The following is a 21,457-nucleotide window of genomic DNA, read 5'->3' as shown; positions in this document are numbered from 1 at the left end:
GGCAGGCAGGCAGGCACGGCCACCCGAGATGCCCCGAAGTACTTCTAGCCAGCAGCTGGCGTGGGGGAGAAGGCTGCGATGCCCCTGATCCGCTGGGAAGGGAGATGCTCTCCATAGCAGTGGATCCAGGATTTCCGAATTCCTGAATCCGCCGCATCATGGAAGGACACCGCCATCCCCCATTCCTCCCTCGAAGGGCCACCACCGCTGCCTCCACGACGGACCAACTCTGCTGCCCGAGCCATCACACTGCTTCATAGGCCAGCCGAAGGAGCGGCTCCACCCTGTGGAGATCTCGCTCAGTACGCAGACGCACCTCCAGATCTCCCGTTCCGTGGTGGCCTATCTCGCCGACATCCCGGCTGAACCCGGGAACGAGATCGACCGACTTCGGAGACAGGCGCAGTGTCATGACGACTTCCTGCTGGTGGCCGTGGCTGACGCAGGCGAAGTTCCGCAGTGTCCGGTAGGCGCGGTACTGCTTGCGGTCGACGCGGCTGACATCGTCGCCGAGCCCGAGCAGCAGCTCCTCCAGTGCGGTGCGCAGGTCCGCGACGCCGGCGCTCTCCGCCTGCCTTCCCCCCGGTACGGCCCTGCGCTGTCTGCGGTCGCTGCGGATGGCCCCGTCGGCAACCACGGTCGCCACGGGCTCAAGCGCCAGCAAGTCGCTGCCGAAGTAGCTGTAGCGGACCAGGTCGATGCTGCGGCGGATCTCGCGTACGGCGTGGACGTCATAGCGGGTGAAGTCCTCCGCGACGCAGATCAGCCTGGGTGCGCTCCACAGCACCTGGGCCGCGGCCGCATCCCCGAGCCGGTCGCGGACCAGGTGCTGGAACTCGGCCTTGTGGTCGACCAGCCACGACAGGTAGAAGAGCCCCTGCGTGATGACGCCAGCGTCACGGCCGCGCTTGTACTCGACGACGACCGGCGACCCGTTCTCGTCCAAGCCGAGCGAGTCGATCCGGCCTCCATGCACCGGCCCCGTGCTGTACTCGCTCGCCAGGAACCGGACCCCGAGGAGGAGCTCCATGTTCGCCTCGACCACGTCCTGCAGATGGCGCTCCAGCTCCGCCGACCGTGCGGTGATCTCCACCGCACCCCCACCGTTGACGTCGAACAGCCTCAGTCTCAGCACCCCCATGCGTCCCTTTACCCAGACGCCACAACGGCCGGGGAGGCAGAATTGTTTCCGCACCGGGCCTCGGGGATGTAAAGATCCTGTGAGACGCTGGAGGTCGAGCCGGTAGCCGCACACGTACCCTTGTGGCACATGTGTGGCACAGCGACACAGGACTTGTGTTCGGAAGCTGCGTTTTCGCAGGTCAGCCCCCGTAGCTCAGTGGATAGAGCAGGCGCCTTCTAAGCCCCTGTCCTATCGAGTGACACGGAAACAGCCTTTATGGCTAACCCCACTCACACTGCCCGTCAAAGCGAACGTGCCAACGGCACTTTGGCGGCAAGCGCAGCTGCGCGCCCTTCGGCGATCAGCGCCTTTGCCAGCTTCTTCGACTTGGCTCCGTACGTCACCGAGATCCCTAGGATGTGCGCGGGCGACAACGTCCGGTATCGAAACCAGCGAGGATGGCGCGGAGGAGAGATGCCCTCCAGCCCGTTGCACTGAGAGCAGAGCAGACCCCGCACCAAACCGGTGTGGTGGTCATGGTCAAGCATCAGATCAGCAGCGTCCCCATACGCGGAGTACATGACGTGGCCACACCCCGCGCAGCGGCCCGCCTGCCAGGCCACCAGCGCTGTCAGCGCGCCATCCCCGGGCGGCGCCACGCTAGACGGGTGCTCCCAGGCCTGGCATGCCGGAGGCAGGGCCCCACGCCGGAAGTCCTCGATGTGACCTTCCGGCGTGGAGAGCAGGCAACCATACGTCTGCCGGTACGTCAGCAGCGGGTCTTCGTACAGCTTCTGCCAGTCCTCATCGTCCAGATGCAACCGGCATCCACCCAGACTCCAGATTGTCCAATACGAACACGGCGCGCCCGTGCTCTTAAGTGGCCGCCCGCACCGTACCCACTTCGTCATGCTTCGCGCCGCCCTTCTGTCCGTCTGCACCGGCGTCCCGCTGGTGGCCGGCCCCAGGCCGCCCATCCCCCAGAATCAGCACCGTGTTTCCACATCACGACGCCGTACGGTGGTGGCCTGCCACAGCCACCAGCCACCCGCCCCAACTCCCTGTACGAAGGCGACCTCCCCCGAGCGTGGGCGCGAGATCACGGCTGGGATCAGCATTGCTCAAGCACTTCTGCGTTTCCGGGTGTTACAGCCCTCGGAATCCGAACATCGTCCTCACCGCGCCCTCCCGAGTCCAGGGGGCAGCACATCGCCGGGGCCGTTCAGCACGAGCGTCACGATGGCTCCCACTCCCGCGATGGCATAGGCCTCGACCGCCTGCGGCAGATCGAAGGCCGCGATGGTGAAGACGAGCCCCAGCATCAGCCCCACGACCGCACCGATTCGTACCCATCGGGCGCGCGAGGGGATCGGGGCAACGTTACTGAGATCGTCGTCCAGCAGAGCCCCGAGCCGGCCCTCCGCATACCGGTCCCCGGCACGGAGCACCTTCGCGGACAGCTTCTTCAACGCTTGATCGGGCGCACGGTCGGTCTCCTCCTCAGCCGTGAGCAAATGAGCGACCACACGCCTGGCGTGTTCCCTCGCCGCCCGGAACCTGGTCGATGACGTCGGCATGCTGCCACGCAGGATCGGACCGTGGAGCAACGACCGTGTGAAGCGGTTCATGGCGGGAGTCAGTTGCATCGTGGCGGCGGCACGGCTCTCGGCCTGGGCAGTTTTCGCAGCGGCACAACGCACGATCACCTGGGCGGCCAGCGTGACCGGGTGGTAGGTGGTCATGATGCCGCGCGGATGCCTGATCAGACTGGCTGCGGAGGGGTTCCTGATGATGCCGGAGACAATGGACCCAAAGGACAGGAGCACCCATGCGAACACGAGCATCCAGCCGAGTGGGACGACCAGCTCCAGAGATTTCCATCCCATGTCCCGTGGCGCCGCATCCCGGATCCTGACCATCTCCTGACCGAGACCTGGCAGCAGCTTTTCCGGCTCCAGGTACACCATGGGGCCGAACCGCACGACGGCGAAGGCCCAGAAGCCGGACCATGCAACGAGGATGACGGTGGCGATCGCTGTCCGTGACACGGTCGCGTACCTCCGACGTGCCTCCCGCCGAAGACCCCGTTCGAAATGATGGGGTATCGGATCCTGGATACCGAGTTGCTGCAAGGCAGAGTGCAGCTCGTCGCATGCGGCCTGCTCACGACGATCATGCCAGTGGACCCAAGGATCGTGTATCCGGATCCGGTAGGCGTCGCGGATGGAACTGACCAGCGGGTACTGCAGCAGGAAGCTCACCAGAGCATCCAATCAGCCCCCACTGACACCGACGTCTGCCAACCGCACGACTCACGGATGCGTGCCACCCCGGGCGGGGAACGCAGGTGGAAGATCCAAAGGTCGCCGCTAGGGCAAGCCAGCATTAGTACGCCGGGAAGGGGCGACCTGTCGGCAGCCAGGGCCCCGGGCATCAACCACGAGAGGTTGCGTGTCTGGCCTCGGACGCCGGGGCACGAAGGGGCCCTGGGAACCATGGAAACCACAGCCACAGCGATTCGCCCTTTGCCCCGACTCGAAGCCAAAGCGGGTGTGCTCCACGCAGCGTAACCAGCACCGAACCAGCACGGGACGGGTTGCGAGAGGTGCTGACGTGGGGTTTCGGGTCACCACCGAACCAGCACCGAACCAGCACGGGAACCAGCACCGCCTCCCCAAAACAGGTACAACTCTGCAATTTCGGCACGGCCTGTCCACCTCCTTCCGGAGGCGGCCGACGAGGTGCGAGAGTGGCCGTGTGGTGACCGGACACATCGGGCTGCGGGTGATTGTGACGGCCAGCCACATATGCCGTTGACCTGCGGACTTCTACGTTGTGCCCACACCCGACGTCCCCGCAGACACCCTGGAAGTGGTGCACATGGTCTCCCCCGCAGCCGCCCCGAAGGCTCCGTCCGGCATCAGACGGATCGTCGCCGCCAGTCTCATCGGGACCACCATCGAGTGGTACGACTTCTTCCTCTACGGGACCGCCGCCGCCCTGGTGTTCAACAAGCTGTTCTTCCCCACCGCTGATCCGCTCACGGGCACCCTGATCGCTTTCCTCACCTACGCCATCGGGTTCCTCGCGCGGCCGCTCGGCGGTGTCGTCTTCGGGCACTTCGGGGACAAGGTCGGGCGTAAGAAGCTGCTGGTGCTGAGCCTGTTGATGATGGGCGGGGCGACCTTCGCGATGGGGCTGCTGCCCACCCACGCGAGCATCGGGATCGGGGCTCCGATCATGCTGACCGCGCTGCGGCTGGTGCAGGGGTTCGCGCTCGGTGGCGAGTGGGGCGGGGCCGTGCTGATCGTCTCCGAGCACGGTGGGCCCGAGCACCGCGGGTTCTGGGCCTCTTGGCCGCAGTCCGGGGCTCCCGGGGGCAATCTGCTGGCCACCGGCGTCCTCGCGGTGCTCGCCGCCGTCCAGTCGGACGCCGCGTTCCTGGCCTGGGGCTGGCGGATCCCCTTCCTGCTCTCCGGGGTCCTCGTGGTCGTCGGGCTGTGGATCCGTCTTTCCGTCTCCGAGTCACCCGTCTTCCTCGCGGCTCAGGCCGAGGCCGCGGGCCGAGCCGAGGAGGAGAGTGCGCCCGTGGTCCAGGTGTTCCGCAAGGACTGGCGGCAGGTGCTCACCGCCATCGGCACCCGGTTCGGCGAGAACATCTCGTACTACGTCCTCACCTCCTTCCTCCTCGTCTACGTCACCACCCACCTCGGGCTCCCCAAGACCACCGCGCTCAACGCGCTCCTGATCGGCTCGGCCGTCCACTTCATCACCATCCCGGCCTGGGGCGCGCTGTCGGACCGGATCGGCCGCCGGCCGGTGACGCTGATCGGTTCGGTCGGCATGGCCCTGTGGGCGTTCGCGTTCTTCGCGCTGGTGGATTCCAAGTCGTTCGCCGTCATCACCGCGGCCGTCACCGCCGGCCTGCTCCTGCACGGGGCCATGTACGGGCCGCAGGCCGCCTTCGTCTCGGAGATGTTCGACACCAAGGTCCGTTACTCGGGCGCCTCGATGGGCTCCCAGCTCGCCTCGATCGTCGCGGGCGCCCTGGCCCCGATCATCGCCGTCGAGCTCCTGAAGGACTACGGCTCCTCCCTGCCGGTCTCCGTCTACCTGTCGGCGGCCGCCCTCGTCACCACCCTCACCGTCCTCTTCGCCCGCGAGACCCGGGGCCGCGACCTGTCCGTCCCGAAGGCGGGGGCGGGAGCGGCGGCGCCGGCCGGGGTGCCCACGGAGAGCGGGTACGCCTCCGCGGCCTCCGACACCGCCTGAGTCCGCGCGCCCCCGGGTCTGCCCGCCGTGACCGGTGCGTCCGGTCCGGCGGGCGGACCCGCTCACCACCCCGCACCGAAGGGCTGCCAGCATGGCCCCCGTGAACGATCCCACCGCGCCCGCGGCCGCGTTGCGCCGACTCCTGGACCTCCTCGCCCAGGGTGCGCCCCTCGAGCACTTCGCGCGGCCCGGCGCGCAGGCCCGTACCGCCGGGGCCGACGCCGCCGAACAGGCCCTCGTGGACGAGGCGACCCGGGTCGCCCTCGACATCCGGCGCACGCTCGACCAGCACCGCAGGCGCGAGGCGGAGCTCACCGCCCTCTTCGACACGGCCGGCGACCTCGCTGCGCTGCGGGATCTCGACGCGGTGCTACGGGCCATCGTGCGGCGGGCCAGGACCCTGCTCGGTACGGACGTCGCCTATCTCACCCTCAACGACCCCGTCGTCGGCGATACCTTCATGCGGGTCACCGACGGCTCCGTCTCCGCCGCCTTCCAGCAGCTGCGCCTCGGCATGGGCGAGGGCCTCGGCGGCCTGGTCGCCCAGACGGCCCGGCCGTACGCCAGCGCCGACTACCGCACCGACGACCGTTTCCGGCACACCAGCACCATCGACTCCGGGGTGCGCGAGGAGGGGCTGCGGGGCATCCTCGGCGTACCGCTGCGCGTCGCCTCGCGGGTCATCGGGGTGCTCTACGCCGCCGACCGCTCGGTGCGCGAGTTCGCACCCGACGCGGTCGCGCTGCTCTCCTCGCTGGCCGACCACGCCGCCGTCGCCATCGACGGGGCACGGCTGCTGGAGGAGACCCGTACGGCCCTGTTCGAGCTGAACGCCGCAACCGAGACCGCCCGGGCCCACAGCGAGGCCACCCGGCTGGCCACCGAAACCCACGACCGGCTCACCGATCTGGTCCTGCGCGGCGGGGACGTCACCGATGTGGCCCGCGAGGTGGCCGCGCTGCTGCGGGGCGGTCTGGTGGTGCACGACGCCGACGGAGCCGAACTGGCCCGGGTCGCCACCGAACCGATCGGGCCGCCCGCCCAGGGAGTGGCGGCCTCCCGCTCGGGCGGCCGGGCCGTGCCGGTCGACGGGGTGTGGGTCTGCGCCGTCCTGGCCGGGCCCGAACTCCTCGGCAGCATCGCCCTGACGGGCCGGGCGGATCTGTCGGACACCGACCGCCGGCTGTTCGAACGCACCGGGCTCGTCACCGCGCTCCTCCTGCTGCTGCGCCGCTCCGTGGCCCATGCCGAGGACCGGGTGCGCGGCGAACTCCTCGGTGACCTGCTGACCCCGCGGAGCCCGGGGCGCACCCCCGACCCCGGCAGCCGGACGATCCGGGCCCGCAAACTCGGCGTCGACCTCACCCGCCCGCACTCCATCCTGGTGCTCCACTGCGACGCGGCACTGCGACCCCGGCTGTCGGCGGAGGCGGCGCGCCGTGCCCGCGCCCTCGACGGCCTGGCCGGGCTGCACGAGGGCCACGTAGTCCTGCTCGCCCCGGCCGAGGGACCCGGACACCTCGCACGGTCCCTGGCGGCAGAGCTGGGCCAGGCGGTGGGCGCGCCCGTCACCGTGGGCTCCGCCGGACCGGCCGCCGACCCGGGCGGGCTGCCGGCCGTGTACGCCGAGGCCCTGCGCTGCCTGCGGGCCCTGCACGCCCTGGGCCATGCCGGCCACGGGGCCGCCCTGCCGGACCTGGGCTTCGTCGGCCTGCTTCTCGGCGACCGCGGTGACGTCGGCGGGTACGTCGGCCAGGTACTCGGCCCCGTCATCGACTACGACGCCCAGCGCGGCACCGAACTGGTCCACACCCTCCAGGCCTACTACGTCCACGGGGCGAGCCTCTCCAAGGCCAAGGACGCGCTGCACATCCACGTGAACACCGTCGTGCAGCGCCTCGACCGGATCGGCCGGCTCCTCGGCGAGGACTGGAACACCCCGGCCCGCGCCCTGGAGATCCAACTCGCCCTGCGCCTGCACCTCCTGGCGAGCCCCGGCCCACCCGCGGGATGATCCGACTTGGTCCGACGGGCGCGCCCTAGTGCTGTGGCCGGGAAGGTGTGCCGGGTCGCGGTGTCCGGTGCGGTGCATCGCAAGGCGGAGGGCCGAGGCCCGTACTGGACGTACTTGCCCGGTCCGACAACGCAGGGGGCACCTCCCAGCGGTAGCTGGGGGAGAAGTGCCGTGCCGGGCGCCGCGACACGGTGAACCTTTCCGGTCACAGCCCTAGACGCTCCCCGGGGTGACCAGGCCCGTCTCGTAGGCCAGGACGACCGCCTGGGCGCGGTCGCGCAGGCTCAGCTTGGCGAAGATCCGGGCGACATGGGTCTTCACGGTGGCCTCGCTGAGCGTGAACTGGCGGGCCAGTTCGGCGTTGGAGAGGCCGTGACCCATGAGGGTCAGCACCTCCCGCTCGCGCGGAGTGAGGGCGCCCAGGTCGGGGTGGGACGCCAGTACCCCACCGCCGCGTGCGGCCGATGCCGAGGCGCAGCGTTCCACCAGTCGGCGCGTGATCGACGGGGAGAGCAGCGCGTCGCCGGTGTCGACGAGCCGTACGGCGTTGGCGAGGTGTTCGGGGGTGACGTCCTTGAGCAGGAATCCGCTGGCTCCGGCGGCGAGGGCGGCGTAGACGTACTGGTCGAGGTCGAAGGTGGTCAGCATGATCACCCGGCATTCCGGGGCTTCGGCGAGGATCTGCCGCGCGGCCTCCAGTCCGTCCAGACGCGGCATGCGTATGTCGAGCAGGACGACGTCGGGGCGCAGCCGGCGTACTTCCGAGACGGCCTCCACGCCGTCGGCGGCCACCCCCACCACGTCGATCCCCCGGGCGGTGAGGATCATGCGGAATCCGGTGCGAACGAGTTCCTGGTCGTCGGCGATGACCACCCGGGGCGCAGCAGCTCTCGTGGCCGGCTCGGCGGCCGGGACCCGCGTGGTCACGGCCGCTCCAGCGGGAGCCGCGCGCGGACCCGGTAGCCGCCGCCGAGGCGGCGGCGTGCGTCGAAGTCCCCTCCGTACACGGCGACCCGCTCGCGCAGGCCGACCAGCCCGTGCCCCGCGCCGTCCGCCTTCGGGCGCGGCGTGGTGGATTCGGCCTGGGCGGGTCTTCCCGTCCGCGCCGGTGCCCGGTCTCCGGACAGCACGCTCGGTCCGCTGTTGAGCACCTCGACCCTCAGTGCCTGGTCCGCGTATCTCACCGTCACCTCGGCTTTCGCCCCGTCTCCGTGTTTGAGTGCGTTGGTCAGCGCCTCCTGGATGATCCGGTAGGCGGTGACGTCGATCCCGGCGGGAAGCGGACGCGGGTCGCCGGATATCCGGACCTCTACCGGCAGCCCGGCGAAGGCGATGCGGTCGATGAGCGGGCCGAGTCTGCTCAGACTCGGCTGCGGCGCCAACTCCGCCGACACATCCCGTCTCTCGGCGCCGGGGCCCCGGTACGGTTCGTCGTTGCCGTCCTGGGCGGGCGCGAGCAGGCCCAGCAGGTGCCGCAGTTCGGTCATGGTCGTACGCCCGGCCTTCTCCACGGCGGCCATCGCGGCCGCCGCCTCGACCGGCATCGTCGCCAACACCTCTCGGGCGGCGCCGGCTTGGACGATCATCAGGCTGACGTTGTGGCTGACTATGTCGTGGAGCTCCGCCGCTATCCGGGCCCGCTCCGCGCCCACCGCGGTGCGCGCCGCGGTCTCCCGCTCGCGCTCCAGCAGCCAGCCGCGCTCCTCGATCGCCGCCCGGTGCGCCGCGCGGGCCCGCAGCAGCGCCCCGGTCAGCCCGAGCACGGCCGACACCGCGCACACGGCGCACACCGCGGCGCCGATCCCCCATGCCGCCGTCACGGCAAATCCCCCTCCCCGCCTCCCGGGCCGCGGCCCGCGTTCCGCGTTTCCGCTACCAGACCATCGCAGGCACCGCGTGTAGTCCACATCACCCTCCCGGGTCCCTCCCGCGTACATCCCCAGGATGACCAGGCCTCCCGTTTACCTCCGGGGGGTGACGCAGCAGGTCCGACCCGCCTTCTGGGTTCGTGCCATGACACCTCATCACGAGAACGCCGACCAGGCCGTCGTCCGCCTGGACCGGGTTCGAAGGAGTACGGCGACGCCCTGGCGCTCGACGCCCTGTCCCTGGAGATCCGCCGGCTGAGGCCGTCGCCGTGATGGGCCCCTCCGGATGCGGGAGATCCACCCTGTTCAACATGGTGGCCGGCCTGGACCGGCCGACCGCCGGCACCCTCTCGGTGCACGGACAGGACCTCGGGAGGCTGACGGAGACCGGCCTCGCCCTCTACCGCCGCCGCGACGTGGGCATGATCTTCCAGTTCTTCAACCTCATCGACGACTTGCCGGCGCTCGACAACGTCGCCCTGGCCGCCCAGCTCACCGGCACCTCCGCGCGCCAGGCCCACCGCCGCGCCCTGGAACTCCTCGACGAGCTCGGGGTCGCCGACCGCCGCAACAACTACCGGCGACACTCAGCGGTGGTGAGCGCCAACGCGTCGGCGTCGCACGGCCGCTGATGAACCGTCCGGCGCTGGTGCTGGCCGACGAGCCGACCGGCGCGCCCTCGACAGCCGCTCCGGCGAGCAGGTGATGGACCTGCTGATCGACCTCAACCAGATAGGCCAGACCCTGCTGATCGTCACCCACGACCCGCATCTGGCCACCCGCTGCGCCGGCCGCCTCCTCGAGATGGCCGACGGCCACGTCGCCCGCGATCGCACCCTCGACGGCGGGGCTCAGAACGCCGACGCGCAAGACCCGGACGCACAGACCCGGCACCCCGGACCCCGACGCGCAGGACGTCGGCACCCAAGGCGCCAACACCCGTGACCCCAGCACCCGTGCCCGGATGCTGTGCGCGGGGGTCGCGATCGCCGTCCTGGGCGCGCTGGTCCCGGCCCGTTCGGCGGCCCGGATGACCATCGCCGCGGCCCTGCACACCGAGTAGGGCCCTCGAGTCCGCCCCGCCGGGCCCGGCCTGCGGCCTAGGGCAGGTTCCCGGGAGCCGGTCCGGCGGCCGAGGCGGCTTGCGGCGACGGGCCTCCTGCCGGCGACGCCGTGTCCGCCTGCGCGATCTCCGCCTCCACGATCCGGCCGTCGCACAGTTCCACCACCCGGTCCGCCAGTTCCATCAGCGCCGGGTCGTGCGTGGCGACCAGCGCGGTGACCCCCTCGCTGCGCACCACCGCGCGCAGCAGCCGCATGATCTGACGGCCCGTGTCGGAGTCGAGCTGGCCGGTCGGCTCGTCGGCGATGATCAGGTCGGGTTCGTTCGCGAGGGCGCGCGCGACGGCGACCCGCTGCTGCTGGCCGCCGGAGAGCTCGCCGGGGCGCTGCTCGGTGTGGTCGGAGAGGCCGACGAGGGCGAGCAGGGTGCGGGCCCGTTCCTCGCGCTGCTTCGCCGGTACCTTGCGCAGCCGCATCGGGACTCCGACGTTCTCGGCCGCGGTCAGCGCCGGGATCAGGCCGAAGGACTGGAACACGAAACCGATCCGGTCGCGGCGCAGCGCGAGGCGGCCGTCCTCGTCCAGGCCGGCCAGATCGGTGCCGTCGAGGGCGACGCTGCCGCCGGTCGGGGTGTCGAGGCCGCCGACCAGGTTCAGCAGGGTGGTCTTGCCGGAACCCGACCTTCCCTTGAGCGCGGTGAGTTCGCCGCGGCGGACCTCGAAGGAGACTCCGCGCAGTGCGTGCACGGCCTGCGGCCCCGTCCCGAAACTGCGCCGCACGCCGTCCACCACCACCATCGGCGGCGCCTCGGTGTCCTGTCGCCGTTCCTGCTCCTGCGTCATGCTGCGGCTCCCCCTCCAAGCGGATGAGCGGATGAAGACGACCTTGCGAGGGCCCCGCCCCGTCGATTTGTTCATCCGTTGCACCCTTCACGCAAGTCCCTTCCGCTATCTGTTCGAATCTGGCAGCATCGTCCGGTATCCGGGGCTACCAGTCCGGTGCGGGGGAGGAACAGGCACATGCTCGGCTTCGTCGTGCGCCGGCTGCGCGGGCGATTGCCGCTCGCCGCCGCCGTACTGCTCACCGTTTTGATCACCACGACCGTGCTCACCGCGCTCTTCGCCTTCACCCGCGGAGTGGGCGACGCCGGACTGCGCCAGGCCCTCCAGGGGCCGGGACTCGCGCGCGGCACGGTACTGGTCACCGGTGGGCACCCGACGGCCGACCGGGCCAAGGACGACGAGGCGGTACGGGGCTTCGCGCGCGAGCTCTTCGACCCCCTCCCGGTCGCCGCCGAGGGTGTCGCGCGCAGCCGTTCGTACGGGCTGCCGGGCCCGCACACCCCGGGCAAGGACGCCGATCTGACGCTGCTGGCGGCCTTCGCCAAGGAGCGCGTGCGCCTCCTCTCGGGCACCTGGCCGCAGCCCGTCCCGGGGCCGGTCTCCACTCGGGGCGGCCCGGTTCCCGTGGCCGTGCCGAAGGCGGCGCTGGACCGGCTCGGGCTGGCCGAGGGGGCGTTGCCCGCCGAGGTGCGGCTCGACGACCGGTACGGCGGCTCCCCGCTGAGCGTGCTGGTGACCGGCGTCTACCGGGCGGCCGACCCGGACGCCCCGTACTGGCGGCTCGATCCGCTCGGTGCGCGCGGGCTCCAGGTGGCCGGATTCGCCACGTACGGCCCGCTGCTGGTGGACGATTCCGTCTTCACCGCGGGCGGGCTGCCCCAGGACAGCCGCGCCGTGCTGCTCAGCGCCGACTTCTCAGGCGTGGACGCCGCCGGGGCCGAGGCGGTCCGCGCGCGGGCTACCAAGGCCTCCAAGGAGTTCCAGGAGGTATCCGGGCTCCACCTGACGACCGAACTTCCGGCGCTGCTCGAGGAGTTGAGGTCGGGCCTGACCGTTGCCCGCTCCACCCTGCTGGTCGGCGCGCTGCAACTCGCCGTACTCGCCGGGGCGGCGCTGCTGCTGGTCTCGCACCTGCTGACCGAGCGCCAGGAGTCCGAGCGGGCCCTGGTCGTCGCGCGCGGCGCCTCCCGCGGCCGACTCGGTGTCCTCACCGCGGCCCAGTCGCTGCTGCTGGCGCTGCCCGGCGCCCTCCTCGCGCCGCTGCTGACGCCGCCGCTGCTGCGTCTGCTCGGTGGCTACGGCTCCCTGGCCCACGTCCCGTTCGCGGTCACCCGGAGCTGGCCGCTCTGGCCCGTCGCGGCGGGCTGCGCCCTCGGGTGCGTCGTGCTGACCACCCTCCCGGTCGTCCTGCGGGGCGTCGCCTCGGCCGCCCTGCACCGGGCGGGCCGCCGCCAGGCGCTGGTCGCCGGCGCCGCCCGCTCCGGCGCGGACCTGGCGCTGGTGGCCCTGGCCGTACTCGCCTACCAGCAGCTCTCCCGGTACGGCGCCGCCGGGTCCGGCCCGGCGACGCGGTCCGACGGACTCTTCGGCGTGGACCCGGTGCTGGTCGCCGCCCCGACGCTGGCCCTGTGCGCGGGCACCCTGCTGGTGCTGCGGCTGCTGCCCTTCGCGGCGCGGCTCGGCGCGCGCATCGCCGCCCGGGGCCGGGGCCTGGGTCCGGCGCTCGTCGGCTGGCAGCTGGCCCGCCGGCCCGGCCGGGCCACGGGGCCGGTGCTGCTGCTCGTACTCGCCGTCTCCAGTGGGGTCCTCGCGCTGGGCCAGCACACCGCGTGGTCCGCGTCCCAGCGCGACCAGGCCGATTTCACCACCGCCGGGGGCCTGTTGATATCGGGCAGCGACCTCCCCCCGCTGGGCCGGGGCGGCCGGTACGCGGCGCTGCCCGGCGGTGAGCGCGTGCTGCCGGTGCTCCGGACCCGGCATGATCTGCCGGGCGGGCGCACCGGCCAGGTGATGGCGCTGGACGCGGCGGCCGCCGCCGACCGGCTCGCCCTGCGGCCCGATCTGCGGGACGGGCGCGGCATGCGGGAGCTGTTCGCCCCCCTGGCCCCCGCTCCCGCGCCTGCCGCCACCGGTCTCCCCCTCCCCGGTCACCCTGAGCGCATCGACCTCTCGGTCTCCGTACGGTCCGCCGGTGCGGGCGGCCGCACCGGCCTCGGGCTGCTGCTGCGCGACCGGTTCGGCATCACCTACCGGGTGCCGATGGTCCAGCTCCCGGAGAGCGGTGACGCCACCCTGTCGATGCACGTCAGCACGATGCTCGGCGCCCCCATCGGGTCGGCCGCCACCCCGCTCAGCGTGGCCGGGCTCGTGTTCTCGTACGACCTGGAAGGCCCGCTCCCCGGCGCGGATCCGAACGCCGATCCGGGTGCCGGTTCCGGTGAGCCCGCCGCCACCGCCAAAATCTTCGACGAGCTGACCGTACGCGGCCTCGCGGTCGCGCAGACCCGGGACGGAGCGGCGGCCCCCGTCGCCGTGCCCGCACCCGACTGGCAGCTGTCGGCCCCGGCGCTCACCGACGGCGCCCCGGCCGCCGAGCTGCTCGCGGGCTCCGCGCCCGCACCGGGCGGCTCCGCCCTGGTGCGGCTGCGCTACCGGGACGGTTCCGGCGAACGCGGCGGCGTACAGCTCGCCCTGACGCCGGGACCCGCTGCGGCCGCCGAGATCCCCGGGATCGCCACCCGGGCCTACCTGGCCTCGGTCGGCGGGAACGTGGGCGATCTGGTGCCGGTCAAACTCGACGACGTCACCCTTCCGGTCCGGGTCACCGCCGCGGTCGGCTCGCTGCCCGTGGCCGGCGACACCGCGGTCGCCGTCGACCTGGCCACCGCCGGCCGGATCCTCGCGACGGGCGGCCGGGAGCTGCCGACGCCCGGAGAATGGTGGCTGCCCGCCGCCTCCGCCGACGACCCGGCTCCCGCCCGCGCCGCCGCGGAACTGCGCTCCGGCGCGGGCTCCCAGCAGGTGCGGCTGCGCGCGGAGGTCGCCAGGACCCTGCTCGACGATCCGCTCAGCGCGGGCCCGCAAGGGGCACTGGCCGCGCTCGCGGTGGCCTGCGCGGTGCTGGCCGCGATCGGTTTCGCGGCGGCCGCCGCGGCCGCCGCCCGTGAGCGGGCCCGGGAGTTCTCGGTACTGCTGGCGCTGGGGGCCCGGAGCCGGGACCTGGCCCGGACGGCCACTGCCGAGAGCTGCGTGCTCGTGGGGCTCGGTACCGCGGTCGGGCTGGGCCTGGGCGCGGTCATCGTCCATCTCCTCGTACCGCTGACCGTGCTGACCCCGGCCGCCGGGCGCCCGGTGCCCGAGGTCCTGGTGGACCTGCCCGCGGCCCGGACCCTGCTGCTCGCCGCCGCCATCGCCGCCGTACCGCTGCTGTCCGCGGTCTTCGGCGGCCGGCGCAATCAGAACCGCTCGAAGCCGGCCGACCGGCTGCGGCACGTGGAGGACATATGACCGGGCCGGCCGCGACCAACGCCGACCGGCGCACCCCGGACGGGACCGGCCCGGCGCAGGACCGCCCGTCAGCGGCGGGCGGGACCTCACCGCGCGCCGTGCCCCCGCCCGCGCCCTGGGTGCGGACCCGGCTGCGCGCGACCCCGCTGAGCACCCTGCTCGGCGCGGCCCTGGCCTTCGTGGCCGTCCTGCTGTGCGCCGCGCTGCCGCGCGCCATGGACCGGGGCACCGACCAGGCGCTGCGCTCCTTCCTGGAGTCGCGCGGTCCCGGTCAGACCAGCCTGTCGGTCAGCGCGAGCCCCCGCTACGGGAACCAGACGCCGCAGGAGCTGGACGAGGTACTGGCCAAGCTGGTCGCGGCGACCGCCCCCGGATTCTCCGTCGCCGCCTCGGGCCCCGTCCACGGCGTCGCCGCCGACCCCCGCTCGCTCGCCAACCCCGGGCTGACCGCGCCCGAGGGCATCCCTCCCCGGCTCGGCCTCACCCACCTGCGGGAGGCCGCCGGCCACGTGCGGCTGGTGGAAGGGCGCTGGCCGGGAGCCGCCGCCGCACCTGGCGCCCCCGTGCCCGTCGTGCTGTCGCAGAGCGCCGCGAAGACCGTCGGCGCCCGGCTCGGCATGGTGCTCGAAACCTTCGCGGGCATGGACGGGGTGCCCGCCAAGGCGGAGGTCGTCGGGCTGTTCAGCGTGAACGACGAGGCCGAGGACTTCTGGACCGATCTCGGCTGCATCGTCCGCGCCTGCCAGTCCCAGACCCCGACCCACCCGCCGGAGCCGTTCTGGCGGTTCGACGGCCTCGTGGGCCCCGAGTCGCTCGACCGGCTCGGCCAATGGGGCGAGGGCAGTGAGCGGGGCACCCAGGACTTCTGGCGGATCCCCGTGGACACCACCGTGCTGCGGGCCGACCAACTGCCCGCCACGGCCGAGGCGGTCGCCTCCTACGTGACCGGCCCGACCTCCTCACGGCTGACCCGGGAGACCCAGCGGCGCGATCTCGCCGTCACCTCCCACCTGCCCGAACTGTTCACCCAGGCAGAGGCCCGGCGCCAGGCGGCCGCGCCGCTCGCCGCGATGGGCCCGGCGGGCGTGGCGGGGGTGGCCTTCGTGGTGTTCTGCCTGGCGGCCGCGCTCACCGGGGACCGGCGCGAGGCCGAACTGCGGCTGTTGCTCGCCCGCGGCGGTTCGCGCGCGGGCATCGTTCGCCGGCTCCTCGCGGAGAACGCGGTCACCGTCCTGCCGGCCGCCGCGCTCGCGACGGCAATCGCCCTGGTCCTGCTGCCCACCCCCCGCTCCGCGGGCTCCCTGCTGGCCGCCGCGGCGGCCACGCTCCTGGCCCTGCTGGCCTTCCCGCTACGGGCAGCCGTGCTGCTCGCGCCGGCGCGCGGGCCGGCTCCGCGACGGCGCCTGGTCGCCGAAGTGCTCGTACTGGCCGCCACGGCGGCGGCCGTGTTCGAGGTCCGCTCGCGCGGGGTCGCTCCGGCCGGCGCCGGCGTGGACCCACTGCTGGTCGCCGCCCCGCTGCTGCTGGCGCTCTGCGGCGGTCTGCTGCTGGCCCGGCTCCAGCCCGCCCTGGTCGGGGCGCTGGCCCGGGCGGCCGGGCGGGGCGCGGGGCTGATCGGTTTCCTCGGGCTGGCGCGCGCCGCGCGGGGCACCTCGGGGCGGGCACGTCCGTCCGTACTGCCGCTCATCGCGATGCTGCTGGCCGTCACCACCGGGGGCTTCGGCGCCACGGTGCTGACGGCGATGGCCGACTCCCGCGTCCAGGCCGCGCGCGAGGCCGTCGGCGGGGACGCACAGATCTCGACGCTCGGCGGCACGCTGCCGGAAGCGGTCACCAAGGCGGCGGCCGCTCTGCCCGGCGTGCGGTCGTCGGTGCGGCTGTGGAACGACGACAACGTGTTCCTCTACGGCACCAAGGCGGGCAGCACCCAGGTCTCGGTGATCGTCGCGGACCCGGTGGAATACGCGAAACTGTCCCGCGCCCTCGGGCGCGGAGAGTTCGATCCGGCGCTCCTGGCGACCGGCGCGGCGGGTACCTCGGGCACGACGGTACCCGCGCTGATCAGCGGGGACCTCGCCGACGACGACACCTCCGGCTTCGAACTGCGCCTGGACAACGGCGGGAAACTGAAACTGGCGGTGGTCGGAGTGGTCAACGGCACGCCCACCCGGCCCGGCGCCAAGTTCACCACCGTGGTGCTGCCCGCCGCACCGGTCCTGGCCGCCGTGCCCCAGATGGGACCGCCCAACGGCTGGTACGCGCTCGGCACGGTCGACCAGCACCGGCTGGAGCAACTGGTGCGCGCCGAGGACCCGGGGGCCGCCGAGGACCGGTACCGCGTCCGGACCAGCTCCGCCACGGCTGCCCAGCTGGGCTCCGACCCGCTGCAGCGCTCGGCCGAGCGGCTGTTCTGGGCCTCCCTGGCCGGCGCCGCGGGCTTCGCCCTGCTGGCCGTCCTGCTGACCCTGGTCCGCGCCGCCCCGGACCGGGCGGCGCTCCTCGCGCGGCTGCGCACGATGGGACTGCGTCCCCGCCAGGGTGTGCTGCTGATCCTGGCGGAGTCGGTGCCCCTGGCCCTGGCCGCCGCGCTCGGCGGCGCCCTCCTCGCGGCGGGGGCCGTCGCCCTGCTGGGCCCGGCAGTGGACCTGTCCACACTGGTCGGGGCGAAGATTCCGGACGGCCTGCCGGTCCTCGTGCGGCCCGTACTGACCCAGGCGCTGGGCCTCGCCGCCCTCGTCGCGGGGGCCGTGCTCGCGGAGGCGGCGGTCTCCGGCAGGCGACAGATCACGACCGAGTTGAGAGCGGGAGACCAGCGGTGAACAGCGATCAGCCCACCTACGACGAGCTGCGGCGGCAGGCCCTGGCCGAGTCCGCACCCCGCCGGCACGGCGCGGACACGGCCATTGCCTGCGACCGCCTGGTGAGGATCTTCAGTACGGACGGGGTCGAGGTGCAGGCCCTGCAGGGACTGGAACTGACCGTGGAGCAGGGCGATCTGATGGCCCTGGTCGGCGCGTCCGGCAGCGGGAAGTCCACGCTGCTGAACATTCTCGCGGGACTGGACGTGCCCACGGCCGGCACCGCAAGTGTCGGCGGCTACGACCTGCTGGAGATGTCGGCGCGCGACCGGCTGCGCTACCGGCGCGAGGCGGTCGGCTTCGTCTGGCAGCAGACGGCCCGCAACCTGCTCCCCTTCCTGACGACGGCGCAGAACATCGCCCTGCCCATGCAGTTGAAGGGTGGCCGGCGCTCAGCCGCCAAACGGCACGCGGTCCGCACCGGCGAACTCCTCGAAGCCCTGGAGATCGGCGATCTGGCGGACCGGCGCCCCGCCGAGCTCTCCGGCGGCCAGCAGCAGCGCGTGGCCATCGCGGTGGCCATGGCCAATGACCCCTCGGTGCTGCTCGCCGACGAGCCGACCGGTGAGCTGGACTCCGAGACGGGCGGGGCGGTCTTCGAGGCCTTCCGCACCGTCAACCGGGAACTGGGTGCGACCGTGGTCATCGTCACCCACGACCCGCTCGTCGCGGGCGAGGTCCGGCGCACAGTGGCGATGCGCGACGGCCGCACCAGCAGTGAGGTGCTGCGCCGTACGGTCACCGACGAGCACGGCGCCGAGTCGGTGAGCGAGCGGGAGTACGTGATGCTCGACCGCACGGGTCGGGTACAGCTCCCGCAGAAGTTCCTGGAGGCCCTCGGCATGGAGCACCGGGTGGCGGTGGACCTCGCCGCGGACCACATCGAACTGCGCCCCGATGACGCGTCCCCCGCGGGCCAGGACGCCGCGACAGCGGACGGGCTGTGACGCTCGCCAGAGCCGCCGAGGGCCCGCAAGGGCCGCGCGTACGCCTGCGCCGCTTCCGTTGAACCCGTAGCGCGCGTCACTTCCGTGCCCCGGATGTCGTTAGGCGCTCGGGGTTGACTCGGGGGTCGAAGGGATGACGGAATGCGGCAGTTTCCTCTGGAGATGCACCACATGGCGCCCGGTCGGGTCGTCGAGTGGCGGTTGCGGTCCACGGCGGGGGCGCAGGCTCCCGGCCCGGACGGCGCGGCGGACAGGAGGGCCTCCTTCAACCAGGACAAGCACTTCACCGTCGCCGAGGAGAGCCGTGCGGCCGACGACCCCACCGCCTCGTGGATCGCGGTCACCTTCGAGGTCGCGGGCCCGCTGGACGAAGACGCCCTGAGCCTCTCCCTGTTGGCGTTCGTACGCCGCCACGAGGTGTTGCGTTGCGAATTCCGGCGCCTGGCAGGGGAGTTGGCATGCGCTCCGATTCCCGCCACCGAACTGGCCCTGGACACAGTCCCGGTGGCCGAGTTCGACCGCACCGACGAGCTCACCGGCTTCCTGGTGGAGCGGTTCAAGCGGAGCATCGACACGCTGGCCTGGCCGCTGTTCACCATGGGCGCGGTGCTGCGCGAGGAGTCCGCGACCGTCTACCTCGCCTTCGACCACATCGTCTGCGACGGCATGTCGATGCCCATCGTGGTCCAGGAGGTGCAGAGCGCCTACGAGGCCCTGCGCCGCGGCGAGCACCTCGATCCGGCGCCCGCGCCGAGCTATCTCGACTTCGCCGAGGAGCAGCGCGGCCGCTACCTGTCCATCGACGCGGACGACGAGCGGCTGGGCTACTGGAAGGAGTTCATGGCGCGCGGCGACGGCGAGTTCTTCCCACGCTTCCCGCTCGAACTGGGCGTGCGGCCGGGGCAGATGTACTCCATCGTGAACGAGGCCTCTCCGCTCCTGGACGCCGCCGAGGCGGAGGTCTTCGAGAAGGCGTGCCTGGCGGTGGACGGCAAGCCGTTCATGGGCGTGCTGGCCGCGGTCGCGGTCTGTCTGCGCGAGGCGGGCGGGCCGGGGGTCTACCGGGGGTTCATGCCGGTGAGCGAGCGCGGCCGGGCCGGGTGGGCCAACTCGGTGGGCTGGTTCGTCAACACCATGCCCATCGAGTTCGACGCCTCGCCCGGCCGGGACTTCGAGCAGGTGATGGCGTCCGTGCGGGCCGGGTTCGGCGAGATGATCGACCATATCGACGTGCCGTTCGTGCGCGCCTGGGAGTTGCTCGCGCCCCGCGAGTTCGCGGCGCGCTCCTGGCCCTACCCGGTGAACTTCTTCTCGTACATCGACATGCGCAAGTGTCCGGGCGCCGAGCGCCACGAGGACTGGCGGCCCACCTCCCACGTGTGGTCGGCCCAGGCGAACGGCGCCTGTTCCTGGTTCCAGCGGGACACGGACGGGCTGCACATGAACTCGATCTACTCGGACACCCCGGCCGCCCGCCGCACCATGGACGGATTCCTGGAGGCCCTGCGCGAGACGGTCCGGGAGATCGCCCGCCACGGCTCCTTCCGGCGTCCCATCGCGCTGACCCCGCCGCGCCGGCCGACGCCGCGGACCCCGCTCGACGTCGCGGCGTTCGCCCGGCGCGGCTGACGCCGGCTCCACGGCCCGGCGGGCTCTCCGGTGGCGGTGGCGGCGTCGAGGGGTTCAGAGCCGGGCCGCGCGCTCGCGCAGCAGGGTCTCCTCGCGGGCGTTGCGCGTGAGCGAGGCGGCGCGTTCGAACTCCGCGCGGGCCTCCGCCGGGCGGCCGAGCCGCTCCAGCAGGTCGCCCCGTACGCTCGGCAGCAAATGGTAGGAGCGCAGGGCCGGTTCCGCGGTCAGGGCGTCCACCAGGGGGAGCGCCGCCGCCGGGCCGTCGGCCATCGAGACGGCGACGGCCCGGTTGAGCTCGATCACGGGTGACGGGATCAGCAGGACGAGCCGTCCGTACAGGGCGGCGATCGTCCGCCAGTCGGTGTCCTCGTAGCGGACGGCGTCGGCGTGACAGCCGGCGATGGCGGCCTGCAGGGAGTAGGGGCCGGCGCCCGCCCGGTTCAGGGCTTCGACCCCGCGCCGGATCAGCAGGCGGTTCCACCTGGACCGGTTCTGGTCCGCGAGCAGCACCGGCTCCCCGTCCGGGCCGGTGCGGGTGGCGATCCGCGAGGCCTGGAACTCCAGCAGAGCCGCCAGGCCGTGCACCTCGGGCTCCTTGGGCATCAGCCCGGCCAGGACCCGGGCGAGGCGAAGTGCGTCCTCGCACAGGGCGGGGCGTACGAGGTCGTCGCCGGCGGTCGCCGAGTAGCCCTCGTTGAAGACCAGGTAGATGACCTCCAGGACGGAGCCGAGGCGCTCCTCGCGGTCGGAGCCGTACGGGACCTCGAAGGGCACCCCCGCCTTGGCCAGCGCCCGCTTCGCCCGGACGATGCGCTGGGCGACGGTGGGCTCGGTGGACAGGAAGGCGCGGGCGATCTCCTGGGTGGTCAGGCCTCCCATCAGGCGCAGGGTGAGTGCGATCCGGGCTTCCGTGGCGAGGACGGGATGACAGGCGGTGAAGATCAGGCGCAGCAGGTCGTCGTCGATGTCCTCGGGGGCCGTCGGTTCGGCGGGCGGCGCCGCGTCCTCCAGCGACCGGCCGACCTCGGCGAGCTTGCGCGCGTAGGTCTCCTTGCGGCGGACGAGGTCGACGGCCCGGTGTTTGGCTGTGGCCATCAGCCAGGCTCCCGGCTTGTCGGGCACGCCGGATTGCGGCCACTGCTCCAGCGCCGCGACCAGCGCGTCCTGGGTGATCTCCTCCGCGATGCCGACGTCGCGCACGATCCGGGCGACGCCCGCGATGATCCGCGCCGATTCGATCCTGAACACCGCTTCGACCGCTCGGGTCGTACTCACTGCCGTCACGGCCACCCATCAGAGCAGCCGTGACGCGGCAGGGCAAACGGTGCGCGGAGC

The 21,457-nt window shown here is 72.6% G+C and carries 14 protein-coding genes and 1 pseudogene; 8 read left to right on the top strand and 7 right to left on the bottom strand.

Annotated features, from left to right (window positions below):
* Positions 1-244 precede the first annotated feature (244 nt).
* The 3 genes from OTB20_RS18725 to OTB20_RS18715 all read right to left on the bottom strand — a co-directional run bounded on the left by OTB20_RS18725 (position 245) and on the right by OTB20_RS18715 (position 3,384).
* Positions 245-1,141: a DUF5655 domain-containing protein gene (locus tag OTB20_RS18725; RefSeq protein WP_267818921.1), complete on the bottom strand. Its 897-nt coding sequence runs from the start codon at positions 1,139-1,141 to the stop codon at positions 245-247.
* A 284-nt stretch (positions 1,142-1,425) separates the two neighbouring features.
* Positions 1,426-1,944: an endonuclease domain-containing protein gene (locus OTB20_RS18720; RefSeq protein WP_267818920.1), complete on the bottom strand. Its 519-nt coding sequence runs from the start codon at positions 1,942-1,944 to the stop codon at positions 1,426-1,428.
* A gap of 354 nt (positions 1,945-2,298) precedes the next feature.
* Positions 2,299-3,384 (bottom strand): hypothetical protein, encoded by a 1,086-nt coding sequence (locus OTB20_RS18715; RefSeq protein WP_267818919.1) that lies wholly within the window; start codon positions 3,382-3,384, stop codon positions 2,299-2,301.
* A gap of 619 nt (positions 3,385-4,003) precedes the next feature.
* On the opposite strand from OTB20_RS18715, the gene OTB20_RS18710 reads away from it, so the two are divergent.
* Both OTB20_RS18710 and OTB20_RS18705 read left to right on the top strand, forming a co-directional pair.
* The gene (locus OTB20_RS18710; protein WP_267818993.1) at positions 4,004-5,395 is read left to right on the top strand and encodes an MFS transporter; all 1,392 of its coding nucleotides are present in this window, start codon (positions 4,004-4,006) and stop codon (positions 5,393-5,395) included.
* Positions 5,396-5,486: 91 nt separating this feature from the next.
* Complete coding sequence (locus OTB20_RS18705) at positions 5,487-7,409, top strand: helix-turn-helix domain-containing protein (protein WP_267818918.1); 1,923 nt, start codon at positions 5,487-5,489, stop codon at positions 7,407-7,409.
* Positions 7,410-7,622: 213 nt separating this feature from the next.
* Here the strand turns inward: OTB20_RS18705 and OTB20_RS18700 are convergent, their stop codons facing one another.
* Complete coding sequence (locus tag OTB20_RS18700; RefSeq protein WP_267818917.1) at positions 7,623-8,336, bottom strand: response regulator; 714 nt, start codon at positions 8,334-8,336, stop codon at positions 7,623-7,625.
* Positions 8,333-9,229 (bottom strand): sensor histidine kinase, encoded by an 897-nt coding sequence (locus tag OTB20_RS18695; RefSeq protein ID WP_267818916.1) that lies wholly within the window; start codon positions 9,227-9,229, stop codon positions 8,333-8,335. The genes OTB20_RS18700 and OTB20_RS18695 overlap by 4 nt, the downstream gene beginning before the upstream one ends.
* Before the next feature lie 320 nt (positions 9,230-9,549).
* Here OTB20_RS18695 and OTB20_RS18690 point away from each other — a divergent pair.
* A pseudogene (locus tag OTB20_RS18690) lies at positions 9,550-9,983 on the top strand (ABC transporter ATP-binding protein).
* The gene (locus OTB20_RS18680) at positions 9,983-10,222 is read left to right on the top strand and encodes a hypothetical protein (RefSeq protein ID WP_267818914.1); all 240 of its coding nucleotides are present in this window, start codon (positions 9,983-9,985) and stop codon (positions 10,220-10,222) included. Before OTB20_RS18690 ends, OTB20_RS18680 begins: the two are co-directional and overlap by 1 nt.
* Positions 10,223-10,377: 155 nt before the next feature.
* Here OTB20_RS18680 and OTB20_RS18675 read toward each other — a convergent pair whose 3' ends face one another.
* Positions 10,378-11,181: an ABC transporter ATP-binding protein gene (locus OTB20_RS18675; RefSeq protein WP_267818912.1), complete on the bottom strand. Its 804-nt coding sequence runs from the start codon at positions 11,179-11,181 to the stop codon at positions 10,378-10,380.
* Positions 11,182-11,358: 177 nt separating this feature from the next.
* Here OTB20_RS18675 and OTB20_RS18670 point away from each other — a divergent pair, with 177 nt between their 5' ends.
* The 4 genes from OTB20_RS18670 (at position 11,359) to OTB20_RS18655 (ending at position 20,122) form a co-directional block, all read left to right on the top strand.
* On the top strand, positions 11,359-14,688 hold the full coding sequence (locus tag OTB20_RS18670; RefSeq protein WP_267818910.1) for an FtsX-like permease family protein: 3,330 nt from the start codon (positions 11,359-11,361) through the stop codon (positions 14,686-14,688).
* On the top strand, positions 14,685-17,507 hold the full coding sequence (locus OTB20_RS18665) for a hypothetical protein (protein WP_267818908.1): 2,823 nt from the start codon (positions 14,685-14,687) through the stop codon (positions 17,505-17,507). The genes OTB20_RS18670 and OTB20_RS18665 overlap by 4 nt, the downstream gene beginning before the upstream one ends.
* Positions 17,504-18,493, top strand: coding sequence for an ABC transporter ATP-binding protein (locus OTB20_RS18660; RefSeq protein WP_420716438.1), 990 nt, complete (start codon positions 17,504-17,506; stop codon positions 18,491-18,493). Before OTB20_RS18665 ends, OTB20_RS18660 begins: the two co-directional genes overlap by 4 nt.
* 141 nt (positions 18,494-18,634) lie before the next feature.
* A complete protein-coding gene (locus OTB20_RS18655) occupies positions 18,635-20,122 on the top strand; it encodes a condensation domain-containing protein (RefSeq protein WP_267818906.1) in 1,488 nt (495 codons plus the stop codon).
* A 54-nt stretch (positions 20,123-20,176) separates the two neighbouring features.
* Here OTB20_RS18655 and OTB20_RS18650 read toward each other — a convergent pair whose 3' ends face one another.
* The gene (locus OTB20_RS18650; protein ID WP_267818904.1) at positions 20,177-21,397 is read right to left on the bottom strand and encodes an RNA polymerase sigma factor; all 1,221 of its coding nucleotides are present in this window, start codon (positions 21,395-21,397) and stop codon (positions 20,177-20,179) included.
* Positions 21,398-21,457: the final 60 nt, after the last annotated feature.

The sequence above is a fragment of the Streptomyces sp. H27-H1 genome (assembly GCF_026627445.1).
GTDB lineage: Bacteria > Actinomycetota > Actinomycetes > Streptomycetales > Streptomycetaceae > Streptomyces.
This window is presented reverse-complemented; position numbering and strand designations above follow the sequence as displayed.